Raw genomic sequence first — 22011 nt, 5'->3', positions numbered from 1 at the left:
GTAGCGGTTCCCATGCAGCGCCGATCGTCAGGGTTTCTCCTGTGACCTGCGGTGGGCCTTCCACGAAGTGGATAGTGAATAGGTTCTCGCCGCCGGTGCCCTAGGCATTTCGCCAGCACCGGAGACTATTCAGTTGTAGCCGTGACCCGAGTGCGGACACGCAAAGGTGCACAGGCAACCGTTCTAGTGTAGAGAATCGGCTGGCCAGACCCAAATCGATGCCTGCAGCGGCCCTGAGTCACCGCGTTCGATGCGGACGCACGACCATACCCAGTAGCGCCATGACTGCCACGGAGGCCGCACCCATCATCGCCCACCCGGCGCCGTCGGTTCCGCCAACCGACGCCAACACCGCGCCGAGTGCCGCGACACCAAAGGCCCCTCCGAGCTGACGCGACGCACTGAACAAGCCGCCTGCCGTACCTGCGGATCCCGCGGGAGCACCCGCGACGATGAGCCCAGTCATCGGCACGATCACCAGCGGTAACGCCGTTCCTGCGATCAGCATCGTCGCGATCAGTGCCCACAGTGGTCCGCCGACGAACATCACCACCGCGATCGCCACGGAACCCACCAGAGCCGCAAGCTGACCGAGCACCGCAGGCAACTGGGGCCCACGTGCAGCGACCACGCGCCCCGCAACCGGGCCGAGGACACATGGCCCGAACGTGTAGGCGATGAGGACGAGTCCCGCACCCAACGGCGACAGCCCGCGTGCGTTGATCAGATACAGACTCGCGACAAACAGCGTCGACGCCATCACCACCTGAATCGTGAAGCCGAACAACGTTCCTCGCAGGATCGACGGAATACGGAGCAGACGCACGGGAATCGCCGGGGCAGCGCTTCGTCGATCCGACCAGTAGAGCAATCCGGCCGCGCACACCGTCGCGATCAGCGCCCACGCCGCGATCCAGGATCGCTCCCCCGCTTCGATGATGACGACGACCACGAGCGCGAAGAACACCACCGCGAGCAGCTGTCCGCGCACATCGAGTCGCGCACCACGGTCGCGTGCCCTCGAGTCAGCCGGAAAGTATCGACTCCAGGCCAGCGCGAGAATTCCCACCGGCACGTTGATCAGGAAGATCCACCGCCATCCGCCTGCGGCGATGAGGATTCCACCGACGGTCGGTCCTGCTGCGAAACCGCACCCGGTGACCAGCGCGTAGAGACCGATGGCGCGATGTCTGTCGGCAGGTTCGGGATTCATCCTCCCGATGAGCGCCAGCGTCGTCCCCGGGATCAGCGCGGCCGCAGCGCCTTGAAGCGCGCGCAGGATGATGAGGACCAGCAACGTCGGAGCGAGAGCGCACAACACCGACGTGAGCACGAACGCGAGAACGCCCACCCGGTACGTGCGCAGCGCGCCGTAGCGATCGGCGATCGCGCCGGAACTCAGCAACAGCGCGCCGAAGGTGACCAGGTAGGCGCTGACGACCCACTGTTGTCCGGCGACGCTGCCACCCAGAGACCTGGCGATGTCTGGCAGCGCGACGTTGAGGACCGTCGAGTCGACCAGCACCAGCAGGTAGCCGAGCGAGACGCCGACGTTGCTGACGGTGCGACCACGCATGGCCTCGCCCGAGCGGCGTCGTGATCTGGAGGGTTCGCGAGTTGTCGTTGGCACGGCATCAGGATGCTGCCGACACCCGACGTCGATCGACCGGAATAGATGCAGGCAGTGTGCGGTTTTTCCGAACACCATCCGATGCGTCACGCCTCCCGGCCCCAAGCGAGGAGTAGCAGTCATGGAAATCCGACACGTACGGACCTTTCTCGCCGTCGCCGAGCATCGCACCGTCCTCGGCGCCGCGGCCGCCCTCGACCTGGCCCCGTCGTCGGTGTCGCAACAGATCAGGGCGCTCGAACGCGACCTCGGTGTGCAGCTCTATCACCGCTCGCCGAGCGGTATGCGCCTGACCGAAGCCGGACTAGTGCTGGCCGCCCAGGGCCCCGAGTTCCTCGACCGCTGGGCCAGACTCGGGCGTTCGGTCACCACTGCCGCCTCGGCCGCGCCCCTGCGTATCGCGAGCACCGAACACATGGTCGCCACGCAGATCCCAGGCATTCTGCGCGAGTTCGGCAACCGAGTCCCCGGCGGAACCGTCGCCGTGGACACCCTCATCGACCCGACGTGCGTCGTCGACGCGGTGGCGTCTGGGAGCGCCGACGTCGGACTCGTACTCGATATGCATGACGACGCGGCCGACCGTTGGCTCCTGCCCGCGACGCAGCGTACGGACGTCTCCTACGCCGACCTGGTCCCCGTCACCACTGCAATCGCGATGGCATCCGGCCATTCGCTTGCGCGACACGAGCACCTCACCATCGCCGACCTTGTCGGCGAACACATCCTGAGCGGCCCACGACGATGCGCGACACACCTCGGCGTCGAGAACATGCTGCCCGAACCGATGGAACCCATGTCGAGCCTGGTTGTCGCCTTCAGTTGGGCTGCCAACGGCCTCGGGGTGGTGATGGCCCCGAAGTTCGCCGTTGGCGCGACGTCGGCTGCCGGCCAGCTCGTCGCGGTAGATCTCGACATCGCGCCGCACACCTCCTGGATTCGAATGGTGTGGTCATCCGAGCGCCCGGTCGTCGGCGACTTTCGCGACCTGCTGTACGCGGCGAGCGTCGGGGTGAGCGGCGATACGACGCGCAGTGGCAAGGTCGGTCAACCGGGTGAGATCGCCGCGGCGTCGTGACCCACCTGCCGTCGACGGCTAGGCTGCTGCGGTGAATTGGGAACTGATCTCCTGCGGCCTACGCGGTCACGAGACCTACCGCCCCGACGAGCCCGGTCTCGCCGATCATCTGCACACCGAGACCAGCGCCGGCGACGCGTGGCGATGCCTGCGATGCGGCGATTACGCCCTCGGCTCACCTCGCAACAGCGGACCCGCCGACCATGCCCCGGAGGTTCCGCGTGGTCGGTTGCTGCGCGACCTCATCATCATGCGACTGCTCGCGGTCGAGCGCCTGATCCGCGGGATCTTTCTCGTCATCGCAGGCATATTCGTGATCGAGCTGCGCAACAGTCAACAGACACTGCACGAGAAGTTCGACGCCGAGATGCCGCTGCTCAAACCGATCGCCGACCAGATCGGCTGGAATATCGACGACTCCAAGGTCGTGCAGTGGATCGAAAAGGCGACCACCCTGTCGACCGCGACCATCGTGCTCGTCGGCTGCGCGCTGCTCGCCTACGGAATCAGCCAATTCGTCGAGGCGTACGGCCTGTGGTTCGCCAAACGCTGGGGCGAGTACTTCGCGGTGATCGTCACCAGCATCTTCATCCCGCTCGAGGTGTATGAACTCGTCGAGAAGGCGACGGTGTTCAAGGTGCTCTTGCTCGCCGTCAACGTCGCTGCGGTCGTCTGGCTCATCTGGAGTAAGCGGCTGTTCGGCGTCCGCGGCGGCGAGGCCGCCTACCACGCCGAACACAGCGCCGAGAGCCTCCTCACCGTCGAGCGGGCGGCGGGCTGAACCAACAAGACATCGCCGCTGTCACGAGCCGCACCGCCGCCGCGCACCCGTCGGTCGCGGAAGCTATATTCACGTCCGATGACTCACGCCGACAGTGATACGCCACCGCCGGTCGGCCACGCGATCCGTCCCGGACGGGTCGTCCGCCTCGCGGACGTGTACGGCCCGGCAATCGACGACCTCGCTGACGCCGTAGCACCGGAACTGCCGGTGATCTTGGACTACCGCGGCCCCGATGAACGGAGCGCACGGCAGGTCGCCACCGAGATCCTCGAGGCACTCGAATCGGCGCTGATCACGTTGTTCCCGGCCTGGCTACCTGGCAGGTCATCCAATGAGCGACTCGACGTCGACGACGCAGAGACGCTGGCCCGGCAGTTGTGCGCCGACGTCGGCCTGTCAACTGCCGTGGTCGTACCGCTCGCGCGGGCGGGCGCCGCGAACGAACGCACGACGCCATCCGCAATTCCTGAACAACGCGCGGCCGTGCTCGTCGCTTTGCTACGCCACTTCTACGGTCGGCCCGAGGTGGTGCTCGCCGTGCGAGCAAGTAGCGCGCTCCCCGATGATGCGCAGCGCACCGCGGCGTCGGCATGTGCGTGGCTCGCGGAGCATGCCAACATGACCGTCTGGCTCACCGCCGACGCGTTGCCCGAGGTGCGCCGAGTACCTGTGCTGCGCCTCGGGGTCGCCTCATCAACCGCCCCCGTCCCGACCGACCCGCTGCGACCGACTCTGATCGTCTCCCGACCGACGGGCGCTCCCGCCCCACACAGCGCCGCAGAGCAGGCGCTCGAATACACACTGGCCCAACATGATTGGGCAGCCGGACGTCTCTGGAATCGCTGCCCCACCGACCTCGCCGCATTGTCGGGAGTCGCGATAGTCGACGTCCTGTGGCCGGATGCGCGAGTCATCGTAGAAGTCGACGGCCCCGACCATCGTCGAGCCGACAAGTACGCCCGTGACCGCCGCCGCGACAATATGCTGCAGCGGCACGGCTACGTGGTACTCCGCTACACCAACGAACAGGTTCTCGGCGACACGTCGTCAGTCGTCGCGGAACTGCGCGAAGTTCTCGCCCATCACCATCCGACCCCCAGCTCGCCTACTGCGCCTGGACCTGATCTGAAGGAGTCACAGTGGACCACCCGAAGCTGACACCGAGCCAAAGCGCGGTGCTCTTCGTCCTCATGGCGGAGTCCACGGAGTTGTCGACTCCTCGCCTACGCGAGCTGGGCCCCAACCTCGACAAGCCTGGACGACAGAAGTTGACCGAACACGGCCTGATCGAGTCGCGCAAAGGCGAGCGCAATGCGCTCTACCACTCGCTCACCGACCGCGGATGGGCTTGGTGTGCAGACGAATTGCGTGCAGGGCCGCCGGACCGCTCGTTGCCCCCGATCCGCGCGCTGTATGCCGTCCTCAACGCAATCGGGCGTCATCTCGACGCCGAAGACTTCCGACTGTACGAAGTCTTCGGCCGTCCGCGCGCCGTCGTCGAGGCCGCGCCGCCCGCGTCGTCGAAGGCCGTGAACATCGGCGCCCGCATCATCGCCACATACGAGTCGTTAGCTCATCAGCGCGGAGCGCTCGTCGACGTCGCGGCGCTTCGTTCATCGCTACCTGACATCGACCGCTCCGAGTTCAACGCCGCGATCCTCGAATTGCAGGACCGCCCGGGTGTCAGTCTGATCCCTCAGGACGACCGGGCCCGTCTCAGCGAGACCGACCGAGCTGCGGCCGTTGTGGTCGGCACACAACCGTGCCACCTGTTCGCAGTCGAGGAGGACTGATGGACAACGACATTCGCGAGGCACTCGAGTCGATCCGACTCGACTGGGCCGACACCCCCGACGACGTGTGGGGCACGTCGGGCACCTACCACGTCGCCGGCTTGCACGAGCAGGTCGCCGACGAGACGATGCGCAGCTTCGCCGACGCTGCGCGGTCGGAGTCAGCCAGCCCCATCGGCGTGGTGATCCGCGGCGTAGCGGGCTCGGGCAAGACGCACCTTCTCGGACAGATCCGTCAGCGCGTGCAGGAGCGGGGCGGCTACTTCTTCTTGGTGAGATTGCTCGACGGCAGCGACTTCTGGAAGTCGGTCACGGTCGCGGTGCTCGAGAGTCTCAATCGCCCCAGCCCGACACATCCGACCCAGCTCGCACAACTTCTCGACCGCCTTGCCCTTGAAGCCGACGTGTCGGAGTCGACGCGTGCAGCAGTCGTCGGTGAGGCGACGCTCACCGTTTCTGCACTCGAAGAGTTCGTGGCGGGCGTGTATCGAAACCACCCCCATCGCCGACGGTCGCAGCACATCTTGCGCGCGCTGGTACTGACAGCGTCACAGGACTACGACGCCAGAGACCTCGGCGAGGCGTTTCTACACCTAGACGTCGACGACGCAGACGAGTTGGCCGAGTGGGGTATCCGCAACGCGACGCTCGGCTACCAAGAGATGGTCCAAAATATCTCCCGCATCGTCGCGTTCGATGCCGCAGCAGTACTGGGCGTCGACCAGATCGACACGCTCATCGAAGCGGGATGGTCGGCCGCCGCGGACGAGAACTCAGTGGTCAATCAGGTGGCTCACGGTTTGATGGCGTTGCGCGAGAACATGAGTCGGACGGCAACCGTTGTCTCGTGCATCACGGCGGCCTGGGAACATCTGGAGAGTAGGGTGATGCGCTCCGCAGTCGAGCGTTTCCGAAAGCCACCAATGCTGCAGCGGCCGCCGTCGGATGACTTCGCGCGCGAGCTCCTCGCCAAACGTTTCGCACCCGGCTTCGCCCAGATCGACTTCACGCCACCCCAACCACATTGGCCTGTCGACGACGTAGCGCTCGCCGATGCACAGCGATACACCCCGCGCGAACTCATGATGGCCGTCGACCGGCAGGTTGCGGCGATGCTGCGCAGCGGCACGTTCACATCGATCACGACGTTGAACGACACCCACACGCCGACACGCCCGGCCAGCGACAACGCTCGTGAACAGTCGAACGACGTCCCCTCCGTGAGCGAATCGCATTCGGCGACAACAGATGTCGACGCAATCGAAAAGCGGTATCGTGAGTTGATCGAGCAAGCCAACCCCGCCGCCGCCCTTGACCACGCCACAGAGGATGTCGTCGTCCCCGATTTGCTGCAGGCCGGACTCGGCGCGTGGATCGAAGCCCTCCCCAGCGGGGCAGGCAATTGGTATCAGGACCCCAAGCCGGGGGCAAAAGCCTTGCTGCACGGGCGAATCAGTCATGTCATCGACCCCGCGACAGAGTCCGAAGAATCGTGGAGCTTCCGCGCGCTTGCCGCCACACACCCCCGCGCGGTCCAGTCCCGCCTCACCAACGCCAACATCGCCTCGGGACTTAGCCTCGGCGAGGTCGAGCGCACCCTGGTGGTGCTCAGGCGCCAGCCGTGGCCCACCGGACCCAAAACCGCACAGTTGGTCGACGAACTGCATCGCCGCGGCGGTCGGGTGATCGCCTGGACAGACGACGACATCCGACGACTCATGGCATTGGCGCAGTTGCGTTCCGAGCGACCAGCGCAGTTGCACGACTGGATCGTCGATCGTGCACCGGCAGCCGAGATCGGCTTCCTCGCAGAGATTCTCACACCCGGATTGACCAAGGCCCTCGCCACGGAGGTCGAGACGCCGAAGGTGGAGACGCCGCAGGGTGCATCATCGGGAGCCCACGCAGCCGAGACCGACGCCGCTTCCTGCGCGGTAGCGATCACGCCTGACGAGGCGAGTCCTGTTGCCACCGAGTTCCGTTCGTCCGGTGAACACCGCGCAGTCGACGTGCTGCCGATCGGTGTTCGATCAGTCGACGGCGAACCAGTTGAGGCGCCGCTGGAGTCGCTCCGCAAGCATGCCGCCATCTTCGCGGGTTCCGGCTCCGGAAAGACCGTACTCATTCGACGCATCGTCGAAGAGGCAGCTCTGCAGGGTGTTTCGTCGATAGTCCTGGACATCAACAACGACCTCGCACGACTCGGGATGCCCTGGCCTGAAGGCACGCGGGAATGGAGTCCAACCGACCGCGCCGCGGCCGACCGCTATTTCGCCGACACAGAGGTTGTTGTGTTCACCCCCGGGCGGCGCTCCGGTCGACCGTTGAGCTTTCGTCCGCTGCCCGAATTCGCCTCGCTGGAAACCGATTCCGACGAGTTTTTCGCGGCGGTCGACTCTGCCGTCGGCGCGCTCCTCCCCAAGGCGCGCCCCTCCGAACGCGGCGCGCGCGCATCACGCTACGAGGCGGTGTTGCGACAGGCGATGGTGTACTTCGGTCGTCGCGGCGGTGGAAGTCTGCCGTCCTTCGTCGCCTTGCTGTCCGAACTACCCGACGGGGTGAGCACCCTCGCCGACGCACCTCGCCTCGCGATCGATCTGGCCGAGAATCTGAAAGCGTCGATGGCCAACGACCCCTTGTTGGACGAAGCCGCGACGCCCGCCGACCCGGGTGTGCTGCTCACCCCATCGCCGGGCTATCGCGCTCGCGTGTCGGTCATCAACCTCGCGGGACTCGGAAGCGAGTCGCGCGTCGCGAACTTCGTCGGACAACTGCAAATGTCATTGTTCGCCTGGATCAAGAAGCACCCTGCCTCAGATCGGCCGCTCGGCGGCATCTTGGTGATGGATGAGGCGCAGAACTACGCACCATCGCAGCGCGTCACGACCGCAACGGAGAGCACGTTGGCACTGGCTTCGCAGGCGCGCAAGTACGGGTTGGGGTTGATCTTCGCGACACAGGCCCCGAAGGGAATCCACGGCCGCGTGAGCGGCAACGCGTCAACTCAGCTCTTCGGAAGACTGCACCACCCGAACCAGATCGAAGCTGCCAAGGAGTTGGCAAACAGCAAGGGAAGTCCGATCCCCGACGTCGGCCGACTATCGACCGGAACGTTCTACACCGCGGTCGACGGCGGCCGTTTCGTCAAAGTCGACACCCCGCTGTGTCTGAGTTACCACCCGAAGAGTCCGCCCACCGAGGACGAGGTGATCGCCATCGCGCGAGCGTCACTGGACTAGGACCTCACGAGGATCTGCCGAGTCCGCGGTGGCGCGGCCCTCCAATGCCACCCACCACCGCGCGCGGCGTGCAATCGTGAGACATGGACACCACGCGACTCCCAGCCCTCGTCGACGAACTCATCGCCACGGCGCGCGACGCGCACAGTCGCCGCGCCGGGCACACGCTGCACGGCAACTCCGCCCGGCATCTGCGTCAAACCGTCATCGCATTGGCGGCCTCCACCGAACTCGGCGAGCACCAGAGTCCCGGCGAAGCGACGCTTCAGGTGCTCCGCGGCGACGTGACGCTCACCGCGGGCGACGACGAGTGGCACGGCGTGGCCGGTGACCTCATCACCATTCCCGACGCCCGACACAATCTCCGCGCCAACGAGGACTCTGCGGTACTTCTCACCGTGCTGGCGAACTAGTCTCCGAACGTCGTGTCGACAGCCATCGCCACCACCATCGCAGCATCCCGACGAAGACGATCACCCAGATCAGCAGCGCCAGCCACGCCTCCCAGGTACCCATGGTCTTGATCCACGGAACCTGCCAGGCGATTCCCAACTGTCTGCTCGCCACCCCCCACATGCCGATGGGGAACACGATCGACCACAACGCGGTGCGAAATCCCGAATGCGTACCCGGCCTACGCGCGTGCCAGATCATCAGCACGATCAACAGGGGAATCAGCCACGTGCCGAAGATCCAGGCCATCAGACACAACGTCCCGACCACATCGTGCGTGACGAGTCGTTGCGCCGAGCCCGTCCCTATGACCTCGGCCCCCGCGAGCACGGAGATCGCGCCGGCGCCCATGAGCACCCAGTACGGCGCCACTTCGTCGTCGTGTGAGAGTCCGACGATGATCAACCGTGCGACGACCAACACAGCCATCACGATCAGGATCAGCACGCCGATCCCCCACCACAACGCAGCGACCTCGGCGTACCACTTGACCCGCTTGGCCGCGGCCAGCGCGCCGAAGGCAACCGCGACCGCCTGTGTCCCGACCACCATCAGAAACCAGGTGCCGTTGACGTGTGTCCACGGCAACGGGGTCGTCGGCGCCGGGGGATGCTCCCGTGACTGTGCGGCGCTGAAGAACGCGGCGATCACCGCCGTGTAGCCGAGTATCACCCACGACACGAGCGCGACGACAGCACATGTGACTGCGGCCCAGGTACTTCCCGCCGCCAACGCTCTCGCCGCGAGCACCCCACTCGCCGCAGTGAAGGCCAACACGGTGAACCCGTCGTTCGCGATCTCACGCCGCACCTCGTCGACCACGCCTGCACCAGTGAACCAACCGGCAATGGTGAACACGATCAACGCGACATATCCGACGACTGCCGCAAAGAAGAGAATCGCCGAAATGAGATCGGCCAGATCCGAGTATGTGCCACTACCGAGTGTCGCCGCATTGTGGATTGCTGTCGACACAATGCCGGTCGCCATGACGAAAGTGAACTGCCCAAGGCTCGCATGCGGCACGCGTCGTCGAAGCCGGGTGGGCGAATCGGGCGATACCGCACGCGAAACGTTCACACTGACCGACCCTTTCACGTTGTGTCACAAGGACCTACACATTGCGAATGTCTATACCCAATCGAAACACGCGGAGCACTCGGCGATAACGTCCGGCCGGGCGTCGACGCCTCCGCCGAGCCGCCTCGGATCTGCGACGACGAAACCGCACACCCCGAGCATTTCATCCGTATGGTGAATTCATGGCCCGATCTACTGCAGTTCAGGGCGATGCAGCCAAAGCCCTACTCGATATCGGCAAATTCTTCACCCGCTGGGACGAAACCTCCGACGGGAGAGTCGTTTTCCGCGAGGGAGGCCGTGCTGGCGATGTCTTCTACCGCGATCGGTGGAACCACGACAAGATCGTGCAATCGACCCATGGCGTCAACTGCACCGGGTCGTGTTCATGGAAGGTTTACGTCAAAGACGGCATCATCACCTGGGAGACTCAGGAAACCGACTATCCGTCGGTCGGTCCCGACCGGCCGGAATACGAGCCCCGCGGCTGCCCACGTGGCGCGGCATTATCCTGGTACACGTACTCGCCGACGCGGGTTCGATACCCGTACGCGCGCGGGGTGCTCGTCGAAATGTACCGGGCCGCCAAGGAAAAGACCGGCGATCCCGTGCTGGCGTGGGCCGACGTCGTCGGAGATCCGTTGCGCCGCAAGTCATATCAGCAGGCTCGAGGTAAGGGAGGCCTCGTCCGCGTGAGTTGGGACGAGGCCATCGAGATGGCTGCTGCCGCCCACGTGCACACCATCAAGACCTACGGCCCCGACCGATGCTCCGGTTTCTCACCGATCCCCGCGATGTCGATGGTGTCGCATTGCGTGGGGACTCGCTTCATCCAGTTGATCGGCGGGGTGATGACGTCGTTCTACGACTGGTACGCAGACCTGCCGTCGCGAGTCCACAGATCTTCGGCGATCAGACCGACGTCCCGGAATCCGGTGACTGGTGGGATGCGTCGTATCTGATGATGTGGGGCTCCAACGTCCCGGTCACCCGAACTCCAGACGCGCATTGGATGGCAGAGGTCCGCTATCGCGGCACCAAAGTCGTATCGGTCAGCCCCGACTACGCCGACAACACCAAATTCGCCGACGAATGGCTACCGGCACAAGCAGGTACCGACGCCGCGCTGGCCATGGCGATGGGGCACGTCATCCTCTCGGAGTACTTCGTCGCGAACACCACCGAGTTCTTCGACGAGTACGTGCGCTCCTACTCCGACCTTCCCTTTCTGGTGCACGTCGAGCAACACGAACACGGACTCGTCGCAGGCAAGTTCCTGACCGCAGATGAGTTGGCGGGAGCCGATGAAAACGACTCCGACGCCGTGTGGAAGACCGTGGTACTCGACGAGCAGACCGGAGCAGCCGCGGTTCCCAACGGCTCGCTGGGTTTTCGCCGCTCTGCCGCAGGCGAGGGCAGATGGAACCTCGACCTCGAGGGAATCACACCGGCGTTGACCCTTTTCGGTCGCGACGACGCGCAACTCGTCGAGATCGCCTTGCCAGCCTTCGACGCCCCGGATGGCAGCGGTTCGGTGCTACGCCGAGGTGTGCCGACAACCGTCATCAACGGCCACCAGGTCACCACGGTCTTCGACCTCATGCTCGCGCAATACGGGGTGCATCGTGACGGAATGCCCGGCGAATGGCCGTCCGGCTACGACGACGCGTCGACCCCCTACACGCCGGCCTGGCAGGCGGAGATCACCAGCGTGCCTGCGGAGGCAGCGATCCGGGTTGCGCGCGAATTCGCCACCAACGCAGTCGATTCGGGCGGACGATCGATGATCATCATGGGAGCCGGGATCTGCCAGTGGTTCCACGGCGACGCCACCTATCGGGCCATCCTCTCGCTGTTGATCCTGACCGGCTGCATGGGACGAAACGGCGGGGGCTGGGCGCATTACGTTGGGCAGGAGAAATGCCGCCCGATCACGGGATGGATGTCGTTGGCCAACGGACTCGACTGGAGCCGACCGCCTCGCACCATGACCGGCACGTCGTACTGGTACATGCACACCGACCAGTGGCGCAACGACGGCTATTCGGCTGCGTCACTTGCATCTCCGCTATCGCGCGGGACACTCGACCACGAACACACCGCCGACGCCATCGCGCAATCGGCGCGGCTCGGCTTGATGCCGTTCTATCCGCAGTTCGACCGCAATCCGCTCGACGTCGCAGACGACGCACGGCAAGCCGTCGACCGTGGCGATGCCGACTCTGCGTCGAGCTATGTGGCACAACATCTTTCCGACGGAACACTGACGCCGTCGATCACTGATGTCGACGCCCCGGAGAACTGGCCACGGACGCTGGTGCTGTGGCGGTCGAATCTCATGGGGTCGTCGGCGAAGGGTAACGAGTACTTCCTACGAAACCTACTGGGAACACACAACAATGTGCTCGGTGTCGAATCAGCCGACACACCCCGACCCAAAGACGTTCGGTGGCATGAGAAAGCGCCAGAGGGCAAGCTGGATCTGCTGCTATCGGCGGACTTTCGCATGACGTCGACGACGCTGCTGTCCGACATCATCCTGCCCGCGGCCACCTGGTACGAGAAGAACGATTTGTCGTCGACGGACATGCACCCCTTCGTGCACGCCTTTTCTCCTGCCATCGATCCGCCGTGGGAAGCGAAAACCGACTTCGATCTCTTCCACCGCCTCGCGGCCGCGTTCTCCGAGCAGGCGAAGACGCACCTCGGTGTGCGGCACGATCTCGTCAGCACCCCCATGCAGCACGACACTCCCGGTGAGACAGCGCAACCCAAGGGCACCGTCGACGACTGGCACCAGTCGACGACGGTCGGCCATCCGGGAAAGAACATGCCTGCGTTCGCGGTCGTGGAGCGCGACTACACCGCCATCGCCGACAAGCTCGCGACGGTCGGCCCACTCGCCGATACGCTCGGCTTCGCCACCAAGTCGGTCACCTACGACGTCGCCGAACAGGCGCAAAGTCTCTCCGACAACAACGGGGTGATGCTCGGCGGTGCGGGCGACGGTCGGCCGGCGATCGATACCGACGCGAAACTCGCCGAGGCAATACTGCGGTTCTCCGGGACCACGAACGGCACTCTCGCAGTCCAGGGCTTCGAGAAACTTCAGAAGCGCGTCGGAAAGACACTCGACGACCTCGCAGAAGGCAACGCCGACAAGCACATCAGCTTCACCGACACCCAACAGGCCCCCGTTCCGGTGTTCACCTCGCCGGAGTGGTCCGGGTCGGAAACCGGCGGCAGGCGATACGCCCCGTTCACCGTGAACATCGAGCGCCTCAAGCCATTTCACACTCTCACCGGCCGCATGCACTTCTACCTCGACCACGATTGGATGATCGACGTCGGCGAATCGATGCCCATCTATCGGCCACCGCTGGACATGCATCGATTGTTCGGCGAGCCACGACTCGGCCCAGACGGCGCGCAGCAGATCACCGTGAGATACCTGACGCCCCACTCGAAGTGGTCCATTCATTCGGAGTACCAGGACAACCTCCTGATGCTGTCATTGTCTCGCGGCGGTCCAACCGCATGGCTGAGCCCCGACGATGCCGCAGCGATCGACGTACACGACAACGAGTGGATCGAATGCGTCAACGCCAACGGCGTCGTGGTGTGCAGGGCTATTGTCAGCCATCGCATGCCCGCTGGTGTCGTCTACGTTCATCACGCGCAGGAACGCACGATCGACGTCCCGAAATCGGAGGCAACCGGTCGGCGGGGTGGAATACACAATTCGGCAACCCGACTCCTCGTCAAACCCACTCACCTGATCGGCGGTTACGCCCAATTGTCCTATGCGTTCAACTATCTCGGCCCCGCCGGTAATCAGCGCGACATGGTGTCGACGATCCGTAAGCGCAGCCAGGAGGTGACGTACTGATGCGGGTGATGGCTCAGGTCGGGATGGTGATGAACCTCGACAAATGCATCGGCTGCCACACATGTTCCGTCACATGCAAACAGGCGTGGACCAACAGGCAGGCACCGAGTACGTCTGGTTCAACAACGTCGAAACCCGCCCGGGGCAAGGGTATCCACGACGCTATGAGGATCAGGAGAAATGGCGCGGTGGCTGGCATCTGAACGGCAAGGGCAAGTTGAGGCTCCGAACGGGCGGTCGGATGCAGAAGTTGTTGACGCTGTTCGCAAGTCCCGTTCAGCCGACCATCTACGACTATTACGAACCGTGGACCTACGACTACCAGATGCTCATCGACGCCCCGCTCGGCGACGATTTCCCTGTCGCGCGGCCGAAGTCGCTGCTCACCGGTGACGACACGAAGGTCACATGGTCGGCGAACTGGGACGACGACCTCGGTGGCGCACCGGAATTGGGCGCACTCGATCCGATCGTCGAGAAGCTGCGTCGTGAATCAGAAGACGCCGTCAAGTTCAGCTTCGAGCAGACGTTCATGTTCTACCTGCCCCGCATCTGCGAGCACTGCCTGAATCCCTCATGCATGGCGTCGTGCCCGTCTGGCGCAATCTACAAGCGCAGCGAGGACGGTATCGTCCTCGTCGACCAGGACCGGTGTCGCGGGTGGCGCCAATGCATCACCGGCTGCCCGTACAAGAAGATCTACTTCAACCACCGCACGGGCAAGGCCGAGAAGTGCACTCTCTGCTACCCGCGCATCGAGGTCGGGCAGCCGACCGTCTGCTCCGAGACCTGCGTCGGCAGACTCCGATATCTCGGACTATTCCTCTACGACGTCGACGCTGTCACCGAAGCCGCCTCCACACCAGACGACACCGACCTCTACGAAGCCCAGCTCAACCTGCTCCTCGACCCCAACGACCCGGACGTGATCGCCGGGGCGCGAGCTGAAGGCATTCCCGAGGACTGGCTCGACGCGGCACGTCGATCGCCAATTTATGCGCTGGCCAAGGAGTTCCGCGTCGCTCTGCCGCTGCATCCGGAGTACCGCACCATGCCAATGGTCTGGTACGCGCCGCCGTTGTCGCCGATCGTCGACCTACTCAGCGGACAGGGCCACGACGCCGAGGACGCGGGCACCCTGTTCGGTGCGATCGACGCATTGCGAATCCCCGTGGAGTACCTCGCCGAACTGTTCAGTGCGGGCGACACCGCAGTAATAGACGGCGTCCTGCGCAAACTCGCGGCGATGCGCGCGTACATGCGCGACATCACGCTCGGCCGCGAACCCGATCCCGACATCCCCGCGTCTGTCGGTATGTCCGAAGAGCAGATCTACGAGATGTACCGTTTGATGGCGATCGCCAAATACGAAGAGCGGTATGTGATTCCGACGGCCCATCTCGAGCAGGCCGAACAGCTCGACGAGATGGCGTGCTCACTCGACTACGAGGACGGGCCCGGCATGTACGGCTCCGGCGCCTTCGGCGAAGCGAGCGGAACCCCCACTCCTGTCTCAGTGGAGACCTTTCACGCGCTCAAACAACGTCAGACGACCGACACCGCGACCAGCTCACATCGCCTCGCCAATCGCACGAACCTGCTGAACTGGGACGGTAACGGGTCGCGCGAAGGGCTGTTCCCCGACCGCCCCGCATCCGACGACACCGGCAACTCGAAGGCGTCGTCGTGAGGTGGCCTCGCCGCGCGACTGCGGCCGATCATCGCGTGACGCGGCAGGTCTCCTCATGGTGTCTGAGTTATCCCGACGATCAGTTGATCGACCGAATCTCGCTGCTGCGCAGAGCATTATGCGAACAGCCCGATCACCCATCCACTCGTGAGCTGCTGACCTTCGTCGATCATCTCGAGTCGACGCCACTCCCCACCTTGGTCGACGACTACGTCGAGACATTCGACCTGTCGCGCAAGCACACGCTGTATCTCTCGTACTGGACCGATGGCGACACCCGACGACGTGGAGCCGCACTCGGCGAGTTCAAAGCGCTCTATCGGAGCAGCGGCTTCGTGGTCGACCTCCACAGCGAGTTACCCGACCACCTGCCGATCGTCCTGGAGTTCGCGGCGCGTGTCGACGCTGACGCGGGACAAGAGATGCTGGAGAAGTATCGCCCAGCGCTCGAGTTGATCCGATTCGCGTTGCGCGACCGTCGATCTCCGTACACCGCTGTGCTCACGGCGATCTGCTCGACGCTGCCCGGTGAATCGCCGGTAGACCGACAGGCTGCGCGCGCGATGACGCCGGCGCTCGGCGTCGAGGCCGTTGGCCTCGAGCCCTACGATTCGCGCCTACTGCCGCTGACTGCGACACCTGCGAGGGGTGAGCCGTGATGGACGTCTTCCTGTGGGGCGTACTGCCTTATCTCGTACTGCTCATACTCATCGGCGGCACGATCTGGCGCTACCGCTACGACAAGTTCGGGTGGACCACACGATCATCGGAGCTCTACGAGTCGCGGCTACTGCGGATTGCCTCGCCGATGTTCCACTACGGAATCCTCGTGGTCATCGTCGGACACGCGGTCGGTCTGGTCATCCCACAGTCCTGGACCGACGCACTCGGCGTCTCCGAGACGATGTACCACTGGGGCGCAGGCTTTTTCGGTCTCCTCGCCGCGGCAGCGACTCTGCTCGGCGTCGGCCTGCTCATCTATCGACGTCGCACCACCGGCCCGGTGTTCATGGCGACGACCCGCAACGACAAGCTGATGTATCTGGTCTTGGTATGCGCGCTGATCGCGGGAACCTACATCACAGTTGTCGGTGCAGTCGATCCCAGTGGACCCGGGGTCAACTATCGCCAGACTGTCTCGCCGTGGTTTCGGTCGATCTTCGTGCTGCAACCCGACATTCGCGCAATGGAGGCAGCACCGCTGCGCTTCCATGTGCACGTCCTGATCGGTCTGACCCTGTTCGCACTCGTCCCGTTCACCCGTCTCGTGCACATGTTCACCGCTCCGGTGCACTACCTGTTCCGGCCGTACATCGTGTACCGCAGTCGCGACCGACTGCCCACCCCAGGTGACCGCACGTCACGCCGAGGCTGGGAACCGGTGGGAGTCAGGGATCGTGACCGGTGAGCTACGCTCCACTCGCCTGCGCTATGACCGGCAACACCTGGCTGAGAGGTTCGCACGTGACCACATCGTCTCATCGACGTCGTTCCCGAACCCGCCTGCTGACGACGGCTGTCGCCGCGGTCGCCGCGTGTATCTCGCTTGCCGCGAACTCCGCAGGTATCGCGTCGGCCGCCCCGCAGCAACAGCTCGCCGACTACATCTCCGATGCCTCGCCCACCCCGGCCCGCGCCGAGACCTTCCTGCTCAACGGCGAGAGTCGCTGGCTCATCCCCACCGGCAACGGGCCGAAGCAGACTACGTTCCCCGCGGCTTTCGCGCACAGCCTGTCGAACCCCAACGTGGCGCCCGCCGGTGCGAATGACTGGTCGTGCAAACCCCAGGCCGGCCGCAATCCCGTCGTGCTGGTCCACGGAACGTGGGAGAACGCCTACAGCAACTGGTCGATGATCTCCCCCGCGCTCAGGCAGGCAGGCTTCTGCGTCTACGCACTCGACTACGGAATACAGCCGCCCTCTCAAGGCGGTGGCGTAGCAGCGGCATTCCCCGGCGTGTACGGCACCGGCGACATCGTGAAATCGGCAAACCAGATCAAGACCTTCGTCGACAAGGTCCTCGCGTCGACCGGCGCAGCCAAAGTCAGCATGGTCGGCCACTCGATGGGCGGCATCTCGACCCGCCAGTACCTGCGATTCGACGGCGGCGCGGCCAAGGTCGCCAATGTCGTGACTCTCGGTGCAACCAACAACGGCACAACACTCAATGGCATCGGCGCACTCGGACGTACCATCAACGATCTCGGTGTCGACATCCTGGGACCCCTCGCACTCGGCGTCGGGGTCTCGGGCACCCAGCAGATCTACAACTCGCCATTTCTGAAGACACTCAACAGCGGCGGTGTCTACGCCCTCGGCGACATCCGATACACGATCGTCGGCACCCGCTACGACGAGGTCACCACCCCCTACTCCAGCACGTTCTTCCCCACGGGCACCAAGAACACCCGCAACATCACGCTGCAGGACGGCTGCCCCCAGGACACGTCCGATCATTTCTCGATGAGCTATTCGCCCCGCGCGACGTCGATCGTCTTGCGTGCCCTCGGGGCCGACGTCCCACTCGTCTGCGCACCGAATGCGTGGCTCGTCGGCTAGCGAGACGAGGTCGCCCCAGACGAGGGTGCTGCTGTCGGCACCTGAGTAGTCGGCCGCGGTGACTGCTCCGCCTTCGGCCTCGGCTCGCTCATCGTCATCCCGAAGACGATCGCCGACACGACGATCGCGGCCCCGCCGATGACCACCGATCCAGCGACGGCACCGGCTGTCGCACCCGACATGAGCCCCGGCAAACATCCGACGATACCTGCGGTCAGCCCGATAAGACAGCCGAGAACACCACCGAGAATCGTGCCAACCGACGTTCCGATGGCCATTCCGAGTGACAATTCAGTCCCCATCCGAGTGATCGCCTTATCCAGTTTGTCGGCGCGCGCGTCCGCGTCCGACGTCGCCGACGTTGGCGGCGTCGATGTGACCACAACCGTCGTCTCGGCTGCGCGGTGCGGCGCGAGCGGCGTCGCACGAGAAATCGACGACCGGTTGACGTGCAGTCGCGCCACGCTGCTGTGAAGTTCGACGCCGAGCTTGTAAATATCTTGCGCCACTTCATATTTCAGTGGCGCACTGGCGGCCACCTTGCCGTTCCGGTCGACGATCTGAATCTGATCACCTGCCACTCGCAGAGCACCGGAACCAACCGTCAGCACCACATCGTCGCCCTTCACCGCGGTGTGGAAATCTATCCGATTCGACGCCGGAGGCGGCGACGCGTCGCCCTGTGCCCCGCCACCGACGATCCCGGCAACGACAGAGACCACCGTCGCCAAAGCGACCGACAATAAGAACACGAACAGCTTTCCTGACCGCGCGGTCAGAAACTCCCCCGAGCTTCGTACGCCATGCTTTTTCATTTTATTCTCCCCCGAAAGCGCTACTTGGATTCTGTGGTCTGCGGCTTTCGGCAATGGATCGTACGCCAGAACTAATCAATTCGCGCTTTCGTGTTCGCCATCACGCGGTACCCACCAAAGGCGTTCCACTAATCCGCAGACGCTCGCAGATACGGCAAACGGCTTGCGACTTTCATCAATTATTAAATCCACATCGATGGCCGCTCACGTGCGTGAATGGGTAAATCGGACACACCGTTCATGATCTGCATCACATCTATGCGACAACATTCAATGCCATACCCATTCGACATCATTAATCGCAAACTTCGGCGAATGAAAGCGATTTAGCGCCGATGATCTGCGGAAACATGCACCTTCACCGAGCGCCCCGGGTCGCCCTACTGGGCGGTCAGTGAACACCTGTAATCAAGTTGAGCTTGAGGCTCGATAGACAACCATTGGTTGTGCAACTGGCACCAGCAGGCTAGAAAAGCATCACCACACCACGGAATCCCCGAGGTGACCAATCGATGCAGAGAGCAACAATGAAGAAACAGACCAAGGGCGCAGTTGCTGCGGGGGGCGCGGCAGTTCTTCTTCTCGGCGGGCTCGGCTCGCTCGCATACTGGAACGACAGCACGGCGATCGGCGGCTCGACCATCAGTTCGGGCCAGCTCTCGATGAACAAAGACACGGGAACATGGACCGACCAGAACGGTGCCATCAATCCGACGTCATTCAAGTTCGTTCCGGGTGACACTCTCACGTACACCACGACCGTGAATATCAACGCGACCGGTGACAACCTGAAGGCGAAACTCTACGCGGATACAACGGCATTCACGTCGTCCGGATCTCTTGCCTCAGAAACAACAAAGACCATCTCGGCCAAGAAGAGCGGCGACGCATCGGCGACCGATATCACCCAGAGTGGAACGTCGCTGGCCATCAGCCCGACGGGCGGGGCGTCGGCCTACACCGTGGTGGTCACGCTCAAACTTCCGTTCGCATCTGCGACCAACGCGAGCCAGACCGACACGCTCAACCTGAACAACATCAGCCTGCACCTCGATCAGGTACAAGCACCCAACCAGTCCTGAGACTCGCGGGTTCTGCCTTTGGCAAAATCCGCTTCCGCGGCGCGCGAACTGGGGAGGGATCGCGCTGCAGGACTGACCGGGCAGAACGCACAATTGCGTTCTGCCCGGTCAGTCCCCACCCACGACCAGTCAGTATCCGATATGTAAGCGGAGAGAACGATGTCCATCACCGGTGAAACACATTCGTCACGTGTCGAATCACCTTCGACGCTCCGCCGCGACACCGACCAACCCGATTCGGACCAGGACGTCGACTCCGGCTCTGGTCCACTGGGCATGCTCAGACTGATCCTGAGCTGGCTCCTTCTGTTCGCCGCCGTCAGTCTGTTGGCGGCAGTCGTCGTCGTCCCGCGTCTCGCGGGGACCACTCCGTACACCATCATGACGTCGTCGATGCGGCCGCATATGCCACCGGGAACGCTCGTGGTGGCAAAGACCGTCGACCCCGCGACACTGCATACCGGAGACGTCATCACCTATCAGCTGCGCTCCGGTCAGCCCGACGTGGTGACCCACCGTATCGTCGGCGTCGGCCAGGACGGCCGGGGCGAGAGATTGTTCACGATGAAGGGCGACAACAACCCGACAACCGATCCCGCTCCCGCTCGCGCCGTGCAGATCAAGGGCAAGGTCTGGTACTCGGTGCCCTATATCGGGTACCTGAATCAGGTCATCACCGGTCGCCAGCACATCATCGCGGTCTACGTGGTGGCAGGGCTGCTGTTCGCCTATGCGCTGTTCATGACAGTGTCGTCTGCGCTCGATCGTCGACGAGCGCGCAAGGAACCCAGACAAGAGAACCGCTGATGCACAGCGCAACAGCTGTGCCGATCCCATCTGCGGATCGACGCCGACGAGTATCCGCGCAACGCAGGATCGTATTCGGTTGCCTTGTGGCACTGATTGTCTCGGCGTTGATGGCGATATCGGTCCGTGAATCCGGCGCATCCTGGACGTCGAATGCGGCGGCATCGGCGTCGACAATCTCTTCGGGAGCCCTGCTCCTGACCGCGGGCGGCAGCCACAACCTCGCACTGGCGGCGCTCGGCGGAACATCGCTGAGCCCCGGGAGCATGAAGACCGTCAGCGTCACCGTCGCCAACGGCGGCGACACCGCGCTGGGCTACAAACTCACCAACGTCGCGACCTCCGATGGTCATCTGACGCTGACCGCGTCGGTGATGCCCGGAACCGACGCGACGAGCTGCGACGGCTCGACCGCGACGACGCTGCCGGGTACCGCACTCACCACGGCGGGAAGCTACGTGACACTGTCAAGCGGACAGACTCAAGTGCTCTGTCTTCGTGGCACTTTGGATGCCACTGCGGTCGCGGGTTCCACCTATACCGGCTCCTACACGTTCGGGGCGATCCAACAGCAATGATCAGGACTCTTCTCTTCTCGCGTCTGCGCGCACTGTGTTCACTGGGCATGGTGCTCGGCATCTGCTCGATCTCGACGATGGCGTCGTGGAGCGATTCGGCAAGCGTGACGACCGCGGCGTTCACCGTGGGTTCCGTCGATCTTAAACTCAATGGACAGGACTCGCTGACGTGGACCGCGATGAACCAGTCCGACATGCAGCCGGGTAGTTCACGAGCTGCGAACCTCACTGTCAAGAATGCGGGAGGGTACAACCTCACCTACAGCGCCATCATTGGCCCCGTGCCCACCGGCGCAATGTACGACCACGGCGTCTTCCGTGTCTACTCGGGGGCGACCCCTGTCAATGGAAACGGCGTCGGAAAGTGTTCGGGCGGAACAGCAATCGGCACTCTCGAACCAGGCTTGAGTTCTACCGTATCGAGCACGATCCCCACGCTGCCGACACACACGGGCTAGGGGCTGGTGCACGAGTAGGTGACATCTGATCTGGCTTGCCCTGCCGGGCGGCCTGGAAGGATGCCAGCTGTGCCCA

16 protein-coding genes and 2 pseudogenes are annotated in these 22011 nt (G+C 63.9%); 15 read left to right on the top strand and 3 right to left on the bottom strand.

What is annotated here, in order from left to right; translation table 11 throughout:
• Nucleotides 1-238: 238 nt before the first annotated feature.
• A complete protein-coding gene (locus A5777_RS07635) occupies nucleotides 239-1630 on the bottom strand; it encodes an MFS transporter (protein WP_197502314.1) in 1392 nt (463 codons plus the stop codon).
• Nucleotides 1631-1751: 121 nt separating this feature from the next.
• On the opposite strand from A5777_RS07635, the gene A5777_RS24625 reads away from it, so the two are divergent.
• The 6 genes from A5777_RS24625 (at nucleotide 1752) to A5777_RS07605 (ending at nucleotide 8937) form a co-directional block, all read left to right on the top strand.
• A complete protein-coding gene (locus tag A5777_RS24625; RefSeq protein WP_005208390.1) occupies nucleotides 1752-2708 on the top strand; it encodes a LysR family transcriptional regulator in 957 nt (318 codons plus the stop codon).
• 31 nt (nucleotides 2709-2739) lie between these two features.
• Entirely contained in the window at nucleotides 2740-3489 is a 750-nt protein-coding gene (locus A5777_RS07625) for a DUF2127 domain-containing protein (protein WP_005208391.1), read from the top strand.
• 78 nt (nucleotides 3490-3567) lie between these two features.
• Nucleotides 3568-4650, top strand: a complete 1083-nt coding sequence (locus A5777_RS07620) for an endonuclease domain-containing protein (RefSeq protein WP_005208392.1) — start codon at nucleotides 3568-3570, stop codon at nucleotides 4648-4650.
• Nucleotides 4632-5285: a MarR family transcriptional regulator gene (locus tag A5777_RS07615; protein WP_005208393.1), complete on the top strand. Its 654-nt coding sequence runs from the start codon at nucleotides 4632-4634 to the stop codon at nucleotides 5283-5285. Before A5777_RS07620 ends, A5777_RS07615 begins: the two co-directional genes overlap by 19 nt.
• Nucleotides 5285-8524 carry a helicase HerA domain-containing protein gene (locus tag A5777_RS07610; RefSeq protein ID WP_064862186.1) on the top strand — a complete coding sequence of 1080 codons (3240 nt, stop codon included), beginning with the start codon at nucleotides 5285-5287 and terminating at the stop codon, nucleotides 8522-8524. Before A5777_RS07615 ends, A5777_RS07610 begins: the two co-directional genes overlap by 1 nt.
• 83 nt (nucleotides 8525-8607) lie before the next feature.
• The gene (locus A5777_RS07605; protein ID WP_005208395.1) at nucleotides 8608-8937 is read left to right on the top strand and encodes a cupin domain-containing protein; all 330 of its coding nucleotides are present in this window, start codon (nucleotides 8608-8610) and stop codon (nucleotides 8935-8937) included.
• On the opposite strand, the gene A5777_RS07600 is transcribed toward A5777_RS07605, so the two are convergent.
• On the bottom strand, nucleotides 8918-10003 hold the full coding sequence (locus A5777_RS07600; protein WP_039856779.1) for a tellurite resistance/C4-dicarboxylate transporter family protein: 1086 nt from the start codon (nucleotides 10001-10003) through the stop codon (nucleotides 8918-8920). The genes A5777_RS07605 and A5777_RS07600 overlap by 20 nt on opposite strands.
• A gap of 236 nt (nucleotides 10004-10239) precedes the next feature.
• On the opposite strand from A5777_RS07600, the pseudogene A5777_RS07595 reads away from it, so the two are divergent.
• The 5 genes and pseudogenes from A5777_RS07595 to A5777_RS25665 all read left to right on the top strand — a co-directional run bounded on the left by A5777_RS07595 (nucleotide 10240) and on the right by A5777_RS25665 (nucleotide 18195).
• A pseudogene (locus tag A5777_RS07595) lies at nucleotides 10240-13946 on the top strand (nitrate reductase subunit alpha).
• Nucleotides 13946-15636 (top strand): annotated as a pseudogene (gene narH, locus A5777_RS07590) (nitrate reductase subunit beta). The pseudogenes A5777_RS07595 and narH overlap by 1 nt, the downstream one beginning before the upstream one ends.
• Before the next feature lie 35 nt (nucleotides 15637-15671).
• Entirely contained in the window at nucleotides 15672-16295 is a 624-nt protein-coding gene (gene narJ, locus A5777_RS07585) for a nitrate reductase molybdenum cofactor assembly chaperone (protein WP_082933581.1), read from the top strand.
• Entirely contained in the window at nucleotides 16295-17044 is a 750-nt protein-coding gene (narI, locus tag A5777_RS07580) for a respiratory nitrate reductase subunit gamma (protein ID WP_039856783.1), read from the top strand. The genes narJ and narI overlap by 1 nt, the downstream gene beginning before the upstream one ends.
• Nucleotides 17045-17067: 23 nt before the next feature.
• Nucleotides 17068-18195 carry an esterase/lipase family protein gene (locus A5777_RS25665; RefSeq protein ID WP_051994085.1) on the top strand — a complete coding sequence of 376 codons (1128 nt, stop codon included), beginning with the start codon at nucleotides 17068-17070 and terminating at the stop codon, nucleotides 18193-18195.
• Here A5777_RS25665 and A5777_RS07570 read toward each other — a convergent pair.
• Nucleotides 18192-19010 (bottom strand): hypothetical protein, encoded by an 819-nt coding sequence (locus tag A5777_RS07570; RefSeq protein ID WP_156529312.1) that lies wholly within the window; start codon nucleotides 19008-19010, stop codon nucleotides 18192-18194. The two genes, A5777_RS25665 and A5777_RS07570, sit on opposite strands and share 4 nt — an antisense overlap.
• A 512-nt stretch (nucleotides 19011-19522) precedes the next feature.
• On the opposite strand from A5777_RS07570, the gene A5777_RS07565 reads away from it, so the two are divergent.
• The 4 genes from A5777_RS07565 (at nucleotide 19523) to A5777_RS07550 (ending at nucleotide 21935) form a co-directional block, all read left to right on the top strand.
• Nucleotides 19523-20092 carry an alternate-type signal peptide domain-containing protein gene (locus A5777_RS07565; protein ID WP_082933578.1) on the top strand — a complete coding sequence of 190 codons (570 nt, stop codon included), beginning with the start codon at nucleotides 19523-19525 and terminating at the stop codon, nucleotides 20090-20092.
• Between the two features lie 159 nt (nucleotides 20093-20251).
• Nucleotides 20252-20899, top strand: a complete 648-nt coding sequence (locus A5777_RS07560) for a signal peptidase I (RefSeq protein WP_064862182.1) — start codon at nucleotides 20252-20254, stop codon at nucleotides 20897-20899.
• 86 nt (nucleotides 20900-20985) lie between these two features.
• Nucleotides 20986-21477, top strand: a complete 492-nt coding sequence (locus A5777_RS07555) for a hypothetical protein (protein WP_064862181.1) — start codon at nucleotides 20986-20988, stop codon at nucleotides 21475-21477.
• The gene (locus A5777_RS07550) at nucleotides 21474-21935 is read left to right on the top strand and encodes a SipW-dependent-type signal peptide-containing protein (protein ID WP_064862180.1); all 462 of its coding nucleotides are present in this window, start codon (nucleotides 21474-21476) and stop codon (nucleotides 21933-21935) included. The genes A5777_RS07555 and A5777_RS07550 overlap by 4 nt, the downstream gene beginning before the upstream one ends.
• The last annotated feature ends 76 nt before the right edge of the window (nucleotides 21936-22011 follow it).

This window comes from Gordonia sp. 852002-10350_SCH5691597 (genome assembly GCF_001665715.1).
Lineage (GTDB): Bacteria > Actinomycetota > Actinomycetes > Mycobacteriales > Mycobacteriaceae > Gordonia > Gordonia sputi.
The sequence above is the reverse complement of the archived record's forward strand: the minus strand, read 5'-3'. Positions and strand labels throughout refer to the sequence as shown.